11 protein-coding genes are annotated in these 19,091 nt (G+C 34.8%); all 11 read right to left on the minus strand.

Features of this window, described 5'->3' with window-relative positions:
- Positions 1-3: 3 nt before the first annotated feature.
- Positions 4-912 carry an alpha-L-rhamnosidase N-terminal domain-containing protein gene (locus GTZ96_RS18240; protein WP_207720174.1) on the minus strand — a complete coding sequence of 303 codons (909 nt, stop codon included), beginning with the start codon at positions 910-912 and terminating at the stop codon, positions 4-6.
- Positions 913-1,138: 226 nt separating this feature from the next.
- A complete protein-coding gene (locus tag GTZ96_RS09685) occupies positions 1,139-2,782 on the minus strand; it encodes a carboxylesterase/lipase family protein (protein ID WP_161643553.1) in 1,644 nt (547 codons plus the stop codon).
- A gap of 179 nt (positions 2,783-2,961) precedes the next feature.
- Entirely contained in the window at positions 2,962-3,369 is a 408-nt protein-coding gene (locus tag GTZ96_RS09690; protein ID WP_317168896.1) for a TonB-dependent receptor, read from the minus strand.
- Positions 3,360-4,391 (minus strand): winged helix-turn-helix domain-containing protein, encoded by a 1,032-nt coding sequence (locus GTZ96_RS09695; RefSeq protein WP_161643557.1) that lies wholly within the window; start codon positions 4,389-4,391, stop codon positions 3,360-3,362. Before GTZ96_RS09695 ends, GTZ96_RS09690 begins: the two co-directional genes overlap by 10 nt.
- Before the next feature lie 120 nt (positions 4,392-4,511).
- A complete protein-coding gene (locus GTZ96_RS09700; protein WP_161643560.1) occupies positions 4,512-6,548 on the minus strand; it encodes a DUF2264 domain-containing protein in 2,037 nt (678 codons plus the stop codon).
- 174 nt (positions 6,549-6,722) lie between these two features.
- Positions 6,723-8,666: a family 43 glycosylhydrolase gene (locus GTZ96_RS09705; protein ID WP_161643562.1), complete on the minus strand. Its 1,944-nt coding sequence runs from the start codon at positions 8,664-8,666 to the stop codon at positions 6,723-6,725.
- Positions 8,666-10,033: a glycoside hydrolase family 27 protein gene (locus GTZ96_RS09710; RefSeq protein ID WP_161643564.1), complete on the minus strand. Its 1,368-nt coding sequence runs from the start codon at positions 10,031-10,033 to the stop codon at positions 8,666-8,668. Before GTZ96_RS09710 ends, GTZ96_RS09705 begins: the two co-directional genes overlap by 1 nt.
- A gap of 148 nt (positions 10,034-10,181) precedes the next feature.
- Complete coding sequence (locus tag GTZ96_RS09715; protein ID WP_161643566.1) at positions 10,182-12,617, minus strand: sugar-binding domain-containing protein; 2,436 nt, start codon at positions 12,615-12,617, stop codon at positions 10,182-10,184.
- Positions 12,618-12,787: 170 nt separating this feature from the next.
- Positions 12,788-14,431: a glycoside hydrolase gene (locus GTZ96_RS09720; protein ID WP_161643568.1), complete on the minus strand. Its 1,644-nt coding sequence runs from the start codon at positions 14,429-14,431 to the stop codon at positions 12,788-12,790.
- A 1-nt stretch (position 14,432) separates the two neighbouring features.
- Positions 14,433-16,040, minus strand: coding sequence for a RagB/SusD family nutrient uptake outer membrane protein (locus tag GTZ96_RS09725; protein WP_161643570.1), 1,608 nt, complete (start codon positions 16,038-16,040; stop codon positions 14,433-14,435).
- Between the two features lie 12 nt (positions 16,041-16,052).
- Positions 16,053-19,085 carry a SusC/RagA family TonB-linked outer membrane protein gene (locus GTZ96_RS09730; protein WP_161643572.1) on the minus strand — a complete coding sequence of 1,011 codons (3,033 nt, stop codon included), beginning with the start codon at positions 19,083-19,085 and terminating at the stop codon, positions 16,053-16,055.
- Positions 19,086-19,091: the final 6 nt, after the last annotated feature.

The following is a 19,091-nucleotide window of genomic DNA, read 5'->3' on the forward strand; positions in this document are numbered from 1 at the left end:
TGTCTATTTGCTGTCATCAAAATCAGCAACGCTGTATTTTTTTTGTTCAAAATTCATATCCTGAATTTCACCATTATAGATTTCAGAATATAGAATATGACTCTTAGCCGCTTTCCAGCTTCCATCAGAAACTACTGTTTCTGTAGTTCCATCAGCATATTTGACTACCATTTGAAAAAGCAAAGCCGTTTCTTTTCCGTAAATATTTTTTTTATTGGCCCAAGTTAAACGCGTTCGGTACCAACCACTTCCTAATAAAACCCCAATGGCATTGTTTCCTTGCATCAACAAATCAGCCACATCATAAGTCTGGTATTGCAAATGCTTGTTATAACTGGTCCAACCCGGAGATAAATAAGCGTCTCCCATACGCTTTCCATTGATTTGCGCGTCGTACAATCCTCTCGAAGTAACATAAACTTTAGCAGAAGTAATTTTTTTAGAAGCCAAAAATGATTTTCTAAGTATTGGTACAATTCCATTAACTTTATCCGTTTTTAATCCTGATGAAATCCATGAGGCCTTCCAATCCTTTGAATCCAATAAGGCCGTTCCAAACGAAGCCGTTGCCCAATTAGAAACATGTCCCTGATTATCCCAAACCCTTAGCTGCCAAGTATATTGAGAATCCGATTCTAATGGAGTACCTGCATATTTATTAAAGATAGATGTTTCTGAAGCAACTTTCCCAGATGCCCAAACAGTATTTTTACCATCTATAACCTGAATTTCGTAAGCCGATTGCTTTACATTTCTTTTATCAGAAACTAATTGCCAACTAAATCGCGGTGTTTTTACTCCAATACCAATAGGATTGGAAACATTTTCAACTGTAAGGTTGCGAAGTGTTAGCTGCCCGAAAGCTATCGAACTAAAACTGACTAAAATCAAAATCAGAATATTTTTTTTCATTTTTTTAATTTAAATTAATTAACGATATACATTAAAAAAAGGTAATTATAAAAAAGTCGAAATAGTTGAGTTTCAACATCAAAAGACAAAAATAGATCTTTAAAAAAACCAAAAACTTCGTGCCAATCAAGGCGAAAAAACAGGTAAACAATCAAGACACGAAGGACTATGAACAAAGAAGGATGCCGTTTTTAATAATATCTTTTTTTTTGCGAAAGCAGAAAAATTATTTTTTCGAATATTCATTTTCTAAAAACAAATAACGGGCATCATTTTCTGCTTTTTTTGATTTTGAATTTACATCAATAACCATAATTTCTGGATTTTCTTCGTTTTTTGCGACAGGCCAAACAGGAAGTTTATCACCGTTTGGATTTCCAGTTTTAATGAAATTGGCAAAAAAGTTCATCATTGTATCCGAAACTTTATAATCATCGGCTGTCCAAGCATAATTTTTATTGGTTGCTAAATTTCCCATGGCGTATTCTATTTCTGCAGAGTGAACAGCTCCTTTTGGTATAGGTGCTTTTGGAGTATTTTTGTCTTTTTTAATGACGCCGCCTGCAAGAGCTGCTTCAAGTTCATTGTCGCGTATTTCGGGTCTTGGATGTGTGTAATAATAACGATATACAGGCTGTGTGCTGTTTTTTCGATGCAAATCAAACCATTTCCAAGTGCTGTATGCAATAAAACGGTCTCCTGCTAAATCTGTGGCTGATTGCTCCGTTATTTCAGAAGTGCCTGCTGGATATAATTTCAATACTTCATCCGCTTTGTTGCCATATAACTCCTTGATTTTTTGAGTATAATTTTCATTGTTCAAATCTTTCCCCGTCATTAAAGCACGGTAGTTCATTTCCTCTGAATTCCATCCCAATAATAAAGGAACCATAGCTTGTTGTTTGGCTTCAAAAATTTCGGGTAAAGATTTTGGTAAAAAATAGCCGTCAATTGTTGTTTTGAAAACACCCAAACTTGTTCCGATTGATTTTTGATACAATTCAAAAGTGGACATATCTCGAAGATCTTTTAAGGATGATGCTCCTATTTTTTTGGCAAATTCAAGACCTGTTTTTTCAGCTTCAGCTAAAGGGACTGGAGATAATGTAGGGAAGATCGAACCACCACTTTCTCCTATTGCTCCAGCAATAAGTTCTTTTGATAATGGCGAGGCCATTTGAGCACTAACGGATATAGAACCAGCCGATTCTCCTGCTATAGTTACGCGTTTTGGATCACCTCCAAATTTTGAAATATTGGCCTGTACCCATTTTAAGGCAGCATTTTGATCCAATAACCCATAGTTTCCTGATGCATGATTAGGGGATTCTTTGGTTAATTCCGGGTGGGAGAAAAATCCCCAAATTCCTAATCTATAGTTTACGGTTAAGGTTACTATTCCTTTTTTGGCCATATTTTCTCCATCATAACGATTTTCGGAACCATCGCCAGCGGCAAAACCACCTCCGTAGAAATAAACTAAAACGGGAAGTTTTTCATTGGCAGATTTAGCTGGTGACCAAACATTAAGATATAAGCAATCTTCGCTCGTCCCGTCACTTCTAAAACCCATATCTCCAAATATGTAGGATTGGACTGCTCTTGGTCCAAATTTTTTAGTTTGTTTTACACCAGTCCAATTCGTTAAAGCTTGGGGAGCTTTCCATCGTAGATTACCAACCGGTGATTGTGCAAAGGGAATTCCTTTGAAACTTTGAATATTTGTTTTTACATCAAATTCACCCTCTATAATTCCATTTGCAATGGTTATCTGAACAGGGAAAGCATTTTGATTTTCGGCATGTTGCGCTTTGGAAAAGAAAGGAATGGCCAGTAGCATAAACCCAATGCATTTTATTTTTAGATTCATAAATTTATATGTTTTATTATACAATTTCATTTATTTTAATAAAGGCTAAATAATTCCAAAAAGAAACTTTATTTAAAACTAAACTATTTTCCAAACATTCCATTCTTAAATGGAAAGTTAGCTAAAAAAAAAACAGATAAGACAAAAGTTCTTATCTGGTTAATGTTCACATAAAAACATTAAAACTTATAGGTAGCAGTAATGAAATAAGCTCTTGCCGGTAAACTCAATGTAGAATACACTACATTAGGATTGGCATTCAATTGTTCTTTTGTAAAACCTTGTCGGTCTAAGGCAGCAGGGAATCCTTCTGGCGCTGACCATCCCATCACTCCTAATTGATTAAAAAGGTTATTGATATTAGCCTGTAATTGTAACTTTGAAGTCAAATTATATCCTAAATTCAAGTTGGTTTGCTTGTAAGCCGGTAATTCAAAAGCATTCGGAACGTTAGCCGCACGTTTTCCCATATAAGAGAAATCCAATGAAGAATAAAACTTACCAGAAGTATACGTAGGTGAAACTCTGAAAATTACTTTCACATTATTATCGGTTTCGTTTCCGGAATAATCAGCAATTATAAAGATCCTCTAAGAACCAGTTCAAACGGATTTTCGATATGTTCTTTTGAACTATTCAGAACCAATTCGGCTGCTGTTTTTCCCATTTTGGCAAAATCGGTAGAGATAGTTGTCAAGCCGTTCATAATAAATTTTTTGAGTGGAGTTTCATTATAAGATATTACGCCCACTTGCTTGCCAATTATTAAATCCAATGATATAATTTTGTCTAATATTTTAACCAAATCAGCTTCCATTAAATTGATATAAACCTCACCTTCATTGACTTGTTCCTGATCTAAGTCATGTACAATCTTATAATTAAAAGCAAAATTGTAGCAAAAATTCTCGAATCCTTTGGCGATTTCATTAGGGAAGTAACTGTTTTCAGGAAACAATAATTTCAAGGTGTGGTACTTACTCAAAGGCTCAATTGCTTTGCTCAAAGCATTATAGATATCGTCTTCAAAGTTTTCATAAACCGCTCCATAATTCCCTGTGATTCCTTCAATTTTTTTCCCAACCAAAATCAGTTTTTCTTTTGGAATTTCATCAATCAGCATTTGATAGCCTTCTGATTTTTCAATAAAATGGGGAATAATCACATAATGGGAATAATCCCCTTTTTGTTGGCCTAATAATTTTTTGAACAAGCCATAATCATTGTCATAAATATAAAAATCAATCGCCGCCTTTTCACCCAGTGCATCGACAAAAGCATCGTAAATAATTTTCTTATGGGCACTGAGTTTATTGAACATCAGGAATATTTTTAAATCCTGAGAAACATCGGTATTGGCAATAAAATATCCTTTGCCGTGAAAAGCTTCTAATATCCCCATTTTACGGAGTTTATTATAGCCTTTTTCAATGGTAACTCTGGAAATTTCATACTGAAAACTCAATTCATTGATTGAAGGCATGGCATCCCCTTTTTTAAGCTGACCTTGTTTTACCGCATTGAGAACGGCATTAACTAGCTGTTGGTACTTTGGAGTAACTGAAAATTCATCAATGCTGAGATAATCAATTTTCGATGGTTTTTTCATTAATTTATAAATACTGAAATTAAAAAATAGACTCAAATATAGTGATTTAAAAAAAAAGTAAAGAGGCTATCTCAAAATTCTTGAAACAGCCTCTTTAGATCTTAGATAATTATAGATTTATTAATACTTGATCAACTTCTTTTCTCCATTTGCTAAAGAAACATTGACTGTGTTTTCTTTCGAAGAAAAATTAATCTTTTTCACTGCTAGCAATTCTTTGTTACTCCATTTTTCGCCTGATTTTTTCCATAACATTAATGTAGCATAAACAGTAGATTGATCTTTTTGAGGAATAAAATTATTCGAAAGATTAATAACCGAACTTTCATTGGCTTCAGGGTGCAAGCCTTTAGCCTGAACCACTAGGGATTTATCCCAACCTAAAAGCGGAATCATTGCCAATTGGTATTTCCCATTATCAATAATGGTTACCTCGTAGTTTTTTATTTTCCGAACAGTCGTTTTAATTTCGCTTCCCAATTTTGGCAAAGCATAATGTCCTAAACGCATTGCAAATGATGTTGAACTATTATTCTTGTCTACTCTTAAAATTCCGTTTGCCAAAGGAATTTCAGCCAAATTAAATTTTACATTGGCATCCGTTTCTAAAACTACGTCTCTGTAATAAATTCCGTCTTCAAATTTTTTGAAAGTATACAATCGAAAGGCTTCCCATTGATTCATTTTGTTTTTGATGACATAATTCATCGCCACTTCCCCATTTTCACCATCGGCTTGCCAAGGAAAAGCACTACTATAAGATAATCGATTGTAGTTTTCTGTCGATCTGAATTTTTGCCAATCATCTTTTACTTTTGCATTACACCAGGCTCTTACTTCAGAAGCTCCAATGTTAGGATAATCAGTAATCAGAATTTCAGAAACGCCTTGGAATTTATTATACACTTTATTTTTCTTGAATTCCGTTTTCCAGGCTCCTTCGTTTTCTTTCGCTGTCCAAAACGGATTATCATCAGGAACCAGTAATCCTAAAAATATTTTCCCCATCCAATACACACTTCCACGACAGCTGTACACTTGCACCGAAGGTTCAAAAGCACCATAAAATCCAAGTGTTGGAACATTGTCTTTCATAAAATCAGGATGCGTAAAAAATTGCTTAATCACTCCCGAAGCGATTCTTCGCATCCAACCATAATTAGTTGTAGCATCCCCTTCAAATCCCATTAATGGAAACGGAACAACAGCTCCCGTTCTATAACTGATACTTCTACCCCACATAATCATTTCGCCATTTTGGCTAAACAAATAAGGATAATTGTTTTTTAAATCTGCGAAGTTGTTTTTAAACTTGCTTGCGTATTCCGGATAGTTTGCTTTCCCAAAATATTCTGACCAAATCATACCGTACATCTGGAAAGCCCACATGCTGTAATAATCATAAGCAGGGCTGTCATTGTACCAGCCATTACCTCTATAATCCAATAAGGATTTGTCTAAATATTCGACTAATAATTTTTCGTTTACTGCATATCCTTTTTCTTTAAAGAAACTCAATACAAAAATGTTAAAGAATTTCCAGTTCGAATTCACCGTTGGTCCATCGCCATAACTTAACATGGTTTTAGCCAAAGCGTCTTTTTGTTGCTGAGTCAAAGGATCCCACAACACCTCAGAATTGACTAATAAAGAAATAGATAAAGCTCCAAATTCAACTAAATTTTGGCTTGGTCCGCCATTTTTAGAACGGGGAACAATATAAGAAGCACTTTGAGGATCGGTTAATTTTGTTATTTGGTAGCGGTAATAATCGGCAACTTTTATATTATTGATAGTTAACGACGGATTTTCTTTTAAAAGCGGAGCTGCCACAAACAAAGTTCTGCACAAACCTTCCAGTTTTTCGGTAGGTACTTTGGCCTCATCTTGCGGATAACTTTTTCCTTCTTGTTTTGGAAATTTCATTGGATCCTCTAACAAATGAATGTAGCCAAAAGCACCTTGCAAAAGATACAAAGCGGCATCTTTCCAATGTTGTTTGGTCATTCCTGTTTGAGGACTTAATTGAAAATTGGGATTTTTAATTTCGAAAACAGTATTAGCCGATTTCTCAAGATTTTTTTGACTTTCTGATTGTTGCGCCCATATTGGCAAACCCAACAGTAATAATAAAACTAGGAATTGATGGTTCTTCATAATGGTTATAAAAATTTTAAAAGGAATTTTGGTGATAGTTGTTTCCAAAGATAAAAAGTCAATCAAATAAACAGAACTACACCCTACCAGTTTGTTGATTGTATAAAAAAAGGAAAGCTACTTTAAATAGTGCTTTCCCTTTTAGTACTTTTCTTTTTTAGAGGCAAAAAATTTTTATTCTTTAATCTTCTTCACAGGATTAATTCCTGCATGAGTAGGAACAACTTGTTTGATGCTTCCATCGGCATTGAATTCGAGTTTATCGATGGCCACTTCACGATGAAAACCAGCTGCACCACCCATACTAATCCCGGTAGGGTATGAAAAACGGTGATAAACAATATACCATTCGTCTTTTTTAGGAACTTTCACTACCGAATTGTGTCCTGTTGCATAGATTCCTTCTTCTTTATTTCCTTGGATAACAATATTATCTTTTGGAATTTCAATTGGCCCCAAAGGTGATTTTGAAATACCATATCTCACTTTATAATTTGAACTTCTAGTGTCGTCTTCACTCCACATAAAGTAATATTTACCATTTCGATAAATCACATAAGTTCCTTCTCTAAAAGTGTTATCCACTTTAATGACTTTAGTGCTTCCTGGTTTAATTGAAACCATATCAGGATTTAGCTCGGCAACACCCATATACATATTTCCCCAATACAAATAGCTTTTTCCGCTTACTGGATCAGTAAAAACATCCGGGTCAATTTCCTGACCATCTTTTATACCTTCAGGCCTGCTACTTACCAATGCTTTTCCGCTATCCTTGAAAGGACCTGTAGGATTGTCTGAAACTGCTACTCCTACTTTTTGTGCTCCTGTGTAATAATAGAAATATTGGTATTTCCCTTTTATCTTTTTCTCGACAATACAAGGAGCCCAGGCATTTCTGTTTGCCCAACTTACATCTTTCCTAAGATCTAAAATAATTCCTTCTGGTTTCCAATCTACTAGATTATCTGACGAAAAAGTTTTAAAATAATTCCCTGACCAACGATCAAATCCATCACTGGTTGGGTAGATATAATATTTACCTGTTTTCTCAGCATACAAAACCTCCGGATCGGCATGATAACCTTCAAGAGCAGGATTATTATTAATTTGAGGATAGGCTGCTGGCTTTCCCCATTTGGCAATCAGTCCTTTCAATTCAGAACGTGTAATAGGTAAAATCGTCCCGTGACGCGGATGAAAATCCATTGAAATTTCGTTATCAATTACCGTAAAATGTTCTAAATCTTTTGTTTTTGTAAATTGATATTTTCCTTTCATGTACATATCATACATCAGAATATATTCGTCAGAATGATTTAACTTGAATACACTTGAACCTTCAACACCTTCTTTAGTTTGTTGCAAATAATTATCGTTTTCTGTCCAATTTCCAGATGTTAAATCAGATGTTATAGCCACTTTAATTCCCGGCGTATTGGTTTCGGTTTTATAAAAAAGATGATAAACGCCGTCTTTTTCGATAATATCGCCATCAATACAAGCATTTCCTGCTTTTGGAACAAACAATAATTTTGGCTCACTTTCTAAAGCCGTAAAATCTTTATTGGCGTAAGCATAATAAATCTTATCCGGACCACCCGCATGTTGCATACTGAAATAAATCATGTATTTACCTGCTTTTGCATCATAGATCGTTTGTGGCGCCCAAACTCTTTTTAAGTTTTCGTTTCCGGGAAAAGTCGTTTGAATATTGACAATACTGCTTTTCCAGTTTACCAAATCGGTACTTTTTAATAATACCATCGCACGATTGCTATCCCAACCTTTAAAAGAAGTCATATCAGTCAAAACCATATAAAAAGTTTTACCATCGTCACCTCTTAAAATATGTGGATCACGAACACCGCCTGTAGAACTGATAATTTTACTATCTATTACTGGTTTATTATTATTTAGATGGTAAAAATGATAACCATCGGCACTAATAGCATAGCGTACTGCTTCCTCTTCTACAGCATTTCCTGTGAAATAAACAAACAAGTAAGATGTTAAATCCTTTTCGGCAATAACAGGCGGAACGCCAGTTTTATTTTGAGCCTTTGAAAAACTAATGAGTGTTAAAAATAAAACTAAACTGAATTGTATTTTACGCATTATTTTTTCGCTTTTAATTTATACAAAACTGAAGCATGTTCTTTTAATGAAACAGTAACTTCGCCTTTAACAGCACCTACTTTTTTTCCAGTCCACATATTAGTAATTTCAGCATTATTGATTCCTAAATCAGCTAAACGAACTGATACTTCTTTAAGATCTCTGTCTGAAATATTAAATAATGCTAAATAAATACTTCCATCTTTTGGGTTTTTTGAAGTCACTGCTACTTTTCCATCTTTTTGAAAAAGTTGTTTTACATCAGTACTTTCACGGTGCATTTTTAGTACTTCTTTATTCGTTAATAATGATAAAGTAAACGCATCATTACTTGGTAAATCTCCACCAAAAAACAACGGTGATTTAAAGATGTTGAAAAAAGTAATCAAGGTGTATTGTTCGTCTTTTGTTAAACGAGACATTCTGTCTTCTCCACGTTCTCCTCTTAACGAAATTCTCCCTAACGGAATCATATCGCAATCAGGCCAAGTTCCTGCTGCAATGTGTGGATACCATTTTTGAGCAACATCCATTAAATGAGTAATGTGTGGCCAGGTATCCCAAACATCATCCACCATACGCCACATGTTAGCGTGTGAACTTACGTGAGCAGCTACCGAAATTGGCGTTTCTCCAGGCGAAGTACTTAAAACTATTTTGCGACCACATTTGTCAATTGCTTTTCTAATCAAATTGATTTCTCCTTCGTGATACGGTCTTGACAAATCATCAATTTTGATAAAATCTACTCCCCATTGTGCATATAATTCGAATAAAGAATCATAATATTCCTGAGCTCCCGGTTTGTCAGCAAGAATAGTATAATTGTCTTTCAACCATTCGCATTGTAAGGCTGTAGTGTATATTTTGTCGGCAGTAATTCCGTTTGCGCCTTTAATTGGCAACTTTTCTTCCACTGCTTTTTTAGGAATTCCACGCATGATATGGATTCCAAATTTCAATCCTTTTTTATGAATATAATCGGCCAATGGTTTAAAACCTTGTCCGTCTTTTGCCGAAGGAAATCTATTCAATGCAGGAAAATATCTTCCGTATTGATCCATTACATAACGTGGATCTTTCTGGTTGTAACCTCCTGCTTTATCATTTTCTACAAACCATCTGATGTCTACTACAATATATTCCCAACCTGATTTTTTTAAGTTTTTAACCATATAATCAGCATTGGCTTTTACTTCATGCTCCTCCACTGTCGAGCCATAACAATCCCAACTGTTCCATCCCATTGGAGGGGTTTGAGCCCATTGTTTAAATTCTGCATTTTTGAAAACTGTTTTTTGAGCATTGGAAGAAACCGATACCAAAACAACTCCTAGTACCAGAGCAATTTTATTCTTTATTCTCATTTTTTGGTTTTTATACGTGTTAATATTACACTTCAAATGTAATGAACTTTTTTATTATAAAAAATTAACCTGCCTACTAAAAAAAAGTAAACAGGTCAATTTATAAAATAGCATTATTTTAATTATTTCTCTTTTCGAGAAAAACAACTTACTTTACATTAATAGTCACTTCAACCGATTTTAACCAAGGGCTGGAAAATTGAACTTTAATAGGTGTTTTATCTCCATTTGCCTGAATATAAGCTAAAATATGTCCGTGATATGCACGTTGCTCGTTATCAGTATAATCAGTCATATCCGAATTATTTCCTGCTTCTAATCCTAATAAACTTGCTGAACCACTTAGAATTTTACAAGTTATTTCGTTATCAGAAATCATTACCGGAACTCCGTTTTCATCAACTACTTGTAAAACGATTTCGGCTACACCTTTATCTTTATTGATAACTGCATCAGCACTTTTCACAACAATAGCTTGCGGTTGTTTTGAAGAAGTAATAGCATAACGACTCACTTCTTTATTATTCTTATCCAATCCTACTGCCTCTAATTTACCGGATTGAAACGGAATATCCCATGAAATAATTCCAGTTTCCTGATCGTAATCTTTTGCTTCACCCACCACTTTTCCATCTAATTCAAGACGTGCTTTAGCCGCATTAGTATAACAAACCACTTTAACTTTTTGTTCTTCCTTGTAATTCCATATTGGCCAAGCGTCCATTGATAGGTCTTTTTTGTTTGGATTATTCGAAAGATAAGTTCCTATATAAATCATTGATGTATCAGACCAAAGTGATTGACGGAAATAACCTCTTGGCTTAATCGCTCCTGAAAAATCAACTAATCCTGAATAAAAACCTCTAGATGGCCAGCTTCCTGATTCTCCTAAATAATCAATTCCTGTCCATAAGAACTGTCCAAAAATATGCTCATTATTTTTCACCGCTAACCAAGCTTCATAATCATGACGATTTTCGCTACCAAAAATCACTCGTTTAGGATATTTTTTATGATCTGATTGGTATTTACTTTCAGTGTAATTGTATCCTGTAATATCTAAAGCTCCCGGATATTCTGTTTCATTAGACATCGCTACTCCGGCTAAACCAGCAGTTGTAGGACGAGATTTGTCGTATTTTTTAACTGCAGCAACTAGGCGTTTTGCAATGGCTCCCAAACGCATTGCATCTGGAGCATCTTTTTTATAACCTCCGTAAGCGGCTTGTGAGAATCCTGTATCTCCTCCTCCAGCTAATACCGGGTGAGAATACGGATCATTAGGATAATCTACTTCGTTACCGATACTCCAGGCAAAAACAGAAAGGTGATTTCTATCACGACGCACAAAATCTTCTAAATCTTTTTCGGCCCAATCAGCAAAAATATCGAACGAACCTTCAAATCCAGGTGTTCCCTGATTCCAACCTTCTAACCATTTGCGTTTTGGGAATTCCCATTCGTCATAAGCTTCGTTTAAAACTAACAAACCAAGTTGATCACACAATTCATAAAAATCAGGTGCCTGAGGATTATGACTGGTACGTATTGCATTTACACCAATTTCTTTTAAGGTTTTCAATCTTCCCTCTAATACTTCACGAGGAACTGCTGAACCTAATACTCCTGCATCATGATGCAAACAAACTCCTTTTATTTTCATCCATTTGCCATTTAAAGCAAAGCCTTTATTAGCATCGAAAGTAAAATTTCTAAAACCTGTTTGAGTTATCGAATGATCAATTACTTGTCCATCTTTTAACACAGTAGTTTTTAATTGGTACAAATTAGGATGTGCTAAATCCCATAATTGAGGATTGTTTACTTTTATTTTTGCAGCAATTTTCCCCGATTGATTGGCAGCAATTGCTATATTATTAGTACTCTTTGCAACTGTTTTTCCATCATTAGCAATCAATTCATTAACAACAGTTAAATTGGTATTTCCAGTAGAAGCATTTTCGACATCCACTTCAACATTCAAAATTCCTGTATTTTTACTTACTTCCGGATAAGCATAAACACCCCATTGTGCAATATGCACAGGGTTAGCATACACTACCCAAACATTACGGTAAATCCCTGAACCTGTATACCAACGAGAATCGGCACTTTTACTGTGATCCACACGAACAGCAATCGTGTTTTTTTCACCATATTTAATATACGGAGTCGCATCATAAGCAAAAGAAAGATACCCATTAGGGCGTTTCCCTAAAGACTTTCCATTAACAAAAACTTCGCTTCTGTTGTAAACGCCTTCAAAATATAAGTATACTTTTTGACCTTTCTTTGCTGATGGCACATCCATTGATTTTCTATACCAGGCAATTCCTGCCGGCAAAAATCCTGTAGCACTTGCTAAAGTTGGACTCAACTGTCCTTTAATGCTCCAATCATGAGGAAGTGCAATATTTTGCCACTTACCATCGTCAAAACCAGCACTCTGAAAGTCTTTATTGTCTTGCAGAATAAATTTCCATTGTTCATTAATTTTTTGAGAATCCCCAAATCCTATTTGACTAAAAGCAGACACATAAGAAAAAGCGAGAATTGCTAGAAAAGTTCTTTTTGTTGTTAACATAATTATATTTTTAATAAAATAAGTGCGCTATATCATTCTGATTTTCTATAAAGATAGCTTACAGAAGCAAAGAAATGATTAAATAGCTATTATAAAGAGGGTTAAATTCGTAAATTAAGTACTATAAAATATACTTTTTAAATTATTACTCTGATTTGTGATACAAAATTTTACTTATAAGTTCCCATATAAGTAACTACTGCTCTTGCTGGAATTTCAAAACCTGTAGCAACTACATTAGTTCCTTTTTTCAAACTCATTGTTTCAGAAGTAGTATAAGGAGTCAATGTATTGTTTACTAATGCGCCTCCCGAAAGATTTAAATTGTACGTTCTTGCCGAAGTACTAAAATTAACTGCTACAATAACCAGTTTTTTTGCAACCGCATCTTTGTAAGCCGTCAGCATCACATCTTTAGTAGCTGTTGAATTATCTAAATTAGGTATTTGAACTCTTTGCATTCCTGGTTTTACGAAGAAAGAAAAATTTCCAAAAGCCCAAAGAATTTTAGAATCTCTAACAAAACCATCATTTTTACAATAATTAGCATCGCCAGCTCCTTTTGTCAATCCGTTGTCAACATGCACTAATCCATCTTTATAATCTCCACGGCTTACTGCCGTCCACCATTGCCAAGAAGTAACACCTCCAATGGATATATCAGTACTGATAATACGTGCTACCCAAAGCGCTGTTTGCATTCCTAAATCTCTTCCTGGACCAGCTCCTCCTGGAAGTTCTGCTGTTCCTGGGCTTTCAAGGATAGAATATTCAGAAGCCCAAACGCTCAATCCAGGAACCGTATTTGCTCTGGCTGCAACAGATTGTCTAGATGAAATTAATTCGCTCAATGGCCAAGCTTGCCAGTAACTATGTCCTGAAATTGTTTTCTTTACATTCGTTAAGCCAGCAATATTTTTAGTCGAATTTACACCAAAGAAATAATCAATCTGGTTAGAACGATTTTCTTTTCCTGTAACTGTTTTATACAAAGGCTCAAAAGCACCCGCTTCGCCCACTACAATTTGTGAATTTAATCCTTTTGCCTGTAATTTTGGAGCTAATGTATTTACAAAACTGTAAATATTAGCATTAGAAGCCGGTGAACCTTCTTGTCCAGAACCATCCCATTCGTATTGTGGTTCGTTAAACGGACTTAAATAATCAATTGTTAAATCATGTTCCTTTTTTAATTTATCAATAGCATTAACCCAAAAATCAGCTAATTCAGGCATTTTACCGTCTTTCAAATTGTAAAATTCTTTGATACTAGCATGTGCTTTTCCATTTTGAGTTAAATAAACAGGCGCGCTATTAGTAAAAGCTAATAATTTATCTACTCCGCGCTGTTTAGCTGCTTTCATAAACCATACTTGTCCAGCCTGCTTACTCATGTTGTAACTTACCCCATCAGTAGTAAAACACTCCGTACGTCTCCACTCATCAGTTATATCACTTGCATCACCTTGCTCTGTACTACCAGCACCAAGATTAAAACGCCATAATGACAAACCAATTCCTTTTGGATTTCCTTCACTATCAACTTCTCTACTGAATAACAAATCGGCAATTGCATTTTTTTTATTTGTAGGCCAATTTTTTCCGATATTATTACATTGCCAGGCATCAGAAGCTCCAAAGCTTTCCATAGTTTGAAGATTGGCATCAAGATTAATTTTCAGTTCTCTTGTCGTTTCAACAACAGGCTCTGAATTTTCACTAGTATTATCAGATGAACAGCTAATTAAAGCCGAATTCATGGAAAGTAAGCCTACAAACAGTAGGCTTACTTTATATTTTTTTATCAAATTCATATTAATAATTTGGGTTTTGAGTAATTACATTATTACTTAAATCTCTTTCTATTTGAGGTATTGGCCACAAGAGGTGTTTACTAGGGTCAAAATTGATTCCTTTATCTTGTGATTCTCTTGTGTTAGTTTTTTCAAAAGGGTCATTTGAATTCAAATTATACTTTACAAAAGTTCCATTAGGCCCCATCAAAGATTCAATAACTGCTTTTCCTGTAGTTGGATCTTTTTCTCTTCGAATATCAAACAGGCGCAATCCTTCAAAAGCTAATTCTAAGCGACGTTCCTTATAGATTTTTCTCAAAAGATTAGGACCAGCCATTCCTTCTACTAAAGGTAAATCTACACGATCTCTAACCACATTAATATCATCCATAGCTCCACCAGCATTATTTAAATGATAATTAGCTTCAGCTCTGGTAAGATACATTTCAGCCAAACGAATCAATGGCACATTTAATGGCAAGTGACCGTCTTTTTTATCTAATGCACGACGCGTAGCGATAGGAATATAATATTTACGACAAATACGTCCTGATTTATTATCATTCAAACTGAATTTATGAGTTGGATTTAACACTTCGTCTCCATAAGCAGCTTCCCCCCATTTAGTGATAGTGCTTCTACGACGAATTACATCACCCTCAGAAATATAAGCGTTTTCTAAATCACTTGTAGGCATACACCATCCCCATCCATCAATAACATCCTTAGTGTCATTACTTGGAAAGTTTTGTTTGTCTTCCCCTCTAGCTCCTGAAAAAGTAGGAAGAGCAGCTCCTAAAGATCTATCTTGTACAGACGAAGTTTGTGCCTCTAAAATTGATTCAACTCCGTTATGGTTATTTACATTCCAGATATTTAAGAAATTTTCTTCAAGTTGAAAAGGTCCTTCAGCAATTACTTTTGTTGAATATACTTTAGCATCAGCCCATTTTTCCTGGAACAAAGACACACGAGCTAATAGAGCATAAGCAGCCCATTTATTTATTCTACCGTTTCTTGATGCAGTAACGTTTTCCAATTTTGCTGCCGATTCTTTAAGATCAGATTCAATTTGCGCATATACCTCAGCTGCTGAACTACGAGATAATTTCAAATCACTCGTACCAAGAGATGTTGTATACAAAGGAACTGCTCCAAAAAGATTCACCAATTCATAATAACAATAAGCACGAACGAATAATGATTCTCCCATATACTGATTTTTTTGAGCATCAGTAATTGGCGAAGTAGCCATTCTCTCTAAACCAATGTTGGCTGATTGAATTGTATAATAGTGTGCTGTATATATACTATTCATAGCTCCCATATTGTCTGGAGTTACTACATATTGCGCACAAGGTCTAAACGCACTATTGTCCTGACCTGTGTTACCCATCCAGGCATCATCTGTAGCTGTTTCGTTAACTAATCTTGGAGCAAGTAATGTATACCAATCTTTAGCTAATAATAATCGCTGCGTTAATTCATTGGTATAATTTTCACATTCCTGTGCTGTTTGAAAGTAATTTTCTAAAGTTTGAACTCCTCTTGCATCTTTCTCGATAAAATCGCTACAAGAAACTGCAACTGCAGCAAAAGTTAGTATTGATACTATTATTTTTTTCATGTTCTTTTATTATTAAAATGCTACATTAATCCCCATTAGAATTGTTGGCAGAACTGGATAATTCCATCCTCCAAAACCTGATCCTTTCACTCCATCATCTTTATTGGTATCTCCTCCACCTACTTCAGGATCTATACCTGTGTATTTTGTCCATGTCCATAAATTTTGACCTGATAATGAAATTCTTAATTTATCTAATCCAAATTTATTGTAGAAAGAATAACCTAATTGAAGGTTTTTCATGCGTACAAAAGAACCATCTTCAACATATAATGAAGAGAATTTAGAGTAGTTTTCATTATTATCATCTTTAGACAAACGAGGAACATAATTAGTAGTTCCCTCACCATGCCAAGCCATTTGATCTAATCCGCTTACTTTGTTTGTCAAACTGATACCATTGTATAAATCTGAAATATTTTGATTTACTAAATCATTACCAATACTTGAATAGAAATTAGCTACTAAATCGAAATTTTTGTAAGCAAAATTCAAATTCAAACCAACATTGTAATCAGCCCAAGGAGAACCAATTTTTGTACGGTCTTTATCATCTAATTTTCCATCTCCGTTAACATCTTTAAAACGAATATCTCCAGCTTTAGCATAAGGCTGTAATTTAGTTCCGTGTTCGTCAGTGTGAGCATTCAATTCCGTTTGATTTTGAAATAAACCATCCGCTACATATCCATAAAAATACCCTGGTACTTCACCTTTTACAGTCAATGTTCTGTTACCTGCTCCATAAAGTCTTTCTCCTTCAGTCGATAAAGACAACATCTCTACATTAACAGTAGTAAAAGTTACATCTACCCCATAAGAGAAATCGCCTTTAGTATCCTTATAAGACAATAATAAATCAATACCACTAGATTGCATTGAACCTACATTTGTCCAAATTGTAGAATATCCTGGAAAACCACTGTAAGTAGGAAACTGTTTTTTGAACAGCATATCATTTGTTTTTTTCTGATAATATTCTAATGAACCTGAAAGTTTATTTTTCCACAATCCGAAATCAAGTCCAAAACTGATATCCTCAACAGTTTCCCATTTAATGTCTCTATTAGCCATAGTGGATGGATAAGAAGTATCTACAACTTCACCACCAATAACATAATTTCCTTGTCCTATATTAGATTGATAAACTGAAGCCGGTAAATTTTGATTTCCTACTTTACCCCAACCTGCTCTAAAAGTTAAATTGTTAAATATCGAATTTTCACTCATCATGAAATCTTCATTCGAAATTCTCCAAGAAACGGATGCAGCCGGGAAATTAGCCCATTTGTTATTAGACATAAATTTAGAAGAACCGTCACGTCTAAATGAAGTGGTTAAATAGTATTTACTGTCATAGTTGTAAGAAAAACGCGAAATATAAGACATCAAAGAATTAGACCAGCTGTTACCCTCACTCTTATAATTTTTAGTTGCTGCATTCAACTCTCTCATTGAATCAGAATTATTAGGCACTCCTTCTCCATATCCCTTCACATCATTACCATTGTACTCTTCCATTGTACTACCAATCATGAAAGAGGCATTGTGTTTCTGAGCAAATGCTTTAGAATATGTTGCTGTAGTTTGCCATGTCCAGTCAGAATTAGTAGATGCTTTTCTTTCAATGGTATTGATTTCTGCTTTTTCATGAGCTGCGTCAATCACAAAGTCTGGAGTAAACTTACTATTTACTCTGTTTCCAACTTCTATCGATCCTTGCGTACGAATTATTAAACCCTTAATAGGCTCATATTGCAAATAACCATTTGAATTTAAATTGTATTGATCTGTATAATCATCATATCTGCTTACTGTAGCTACAGGATTCCAAACATAAGAAGGAGATCGTGCATAAATACTGTATTCATTTTCAGTTCCATTTAATTGGCTTGCTGGTTTGTAGATTGGTGTAATTGGATCAATCTTAACAAAATCAGCCCAGTTCCCTGGAGATCCCCAAGTTTCATAACGAGGATTTAAAGTTACTCCTGCCGAAAACTTATCGGTAAATTTAAAATCATTAGCAATTCTGGCTGTAACTCTTTTCCAACCTCCAACATCATAAAACGAATCTGAATTGTAATAGTTCAAACTTATAGCATAAGTGTTTTTCTCAGAACCACCTGTAACACCAACAGAAGTATTAGTAACCGATGAAGCTTTATTAATTCCTGCTCCCCACCAATCGGTAGTTTTTCCTCTGTATTGTTCTGCATTCGGTAAATATTCCGAATAACCTGAATTAGTATAGGCATTATTCAAGATAGTAGCATAATTTTCAGCATTAGCCATATCATAAGGTTTCTCCATGATTTGGTAACCTGTGCTTAAATCTACTGTGAATTTTGGTTTTCCAACCTTTCCTTTTTTGGTAGTAATTAAAATAACACCATTCGAAGCACGAGAACCATAAATTGCACTTGCAGAAGCATCCTTAAGAACATCCATAGATTCAATTTCATTGTTACTCAAAAAATTGATACTTGTTCCCATTGGAATACCATCTACTACATAAAGCGGATCTGTACTCAAATTGATTGTAGATATTCCACGGATAAGTACTCTTGGTTGAGCGCCTGGACCACCGGCACCTGTAATTTGAACCCCAGCCACTTTTCCTTGCAAAGATTCAGTAACGTTTCCTACTGTCATGGTTTGAAGATCTTTTCCTTTTACAGAAGCAATCGAACTGGTAACATCTTTCTTTTTTACAGTAGCATATCCTACTACCACAACTTCCTCTAATGTTTGATTGTCTTCCGTTAAGTTCACATCAACTACTGTTTTTTGATCTACTTTAATTGTTTGGGTTACAAAACCCATAAAAGAAAATTCAATTTGGGCTTCTTTATTAGGAACTACAATAGCATATTTTCCATCAAAATCAGTTGAGACTGAAGTTTGTGTTCCTTTTACAAAAACATTTACACCTGGAATTGGTATAGCCGTTTTGTCTTTAACAGTTCCTTTTACTGTAATTTGTGCAAAGGCTGCCGAGCTACATAAAATAGCAATTAGTAACCCTATAAATTTATATTTCATATCAAG

The sequence above is a fragment of the Flavobacterium undicola genome (assembly GCF_009909155.2).
Lineage (GTDB): Bacteria > Bacteroidota > Bacteroidia > Flavobacteriales > Flavobacteriaceae > Flavobacterium > Flavobacterium undicola.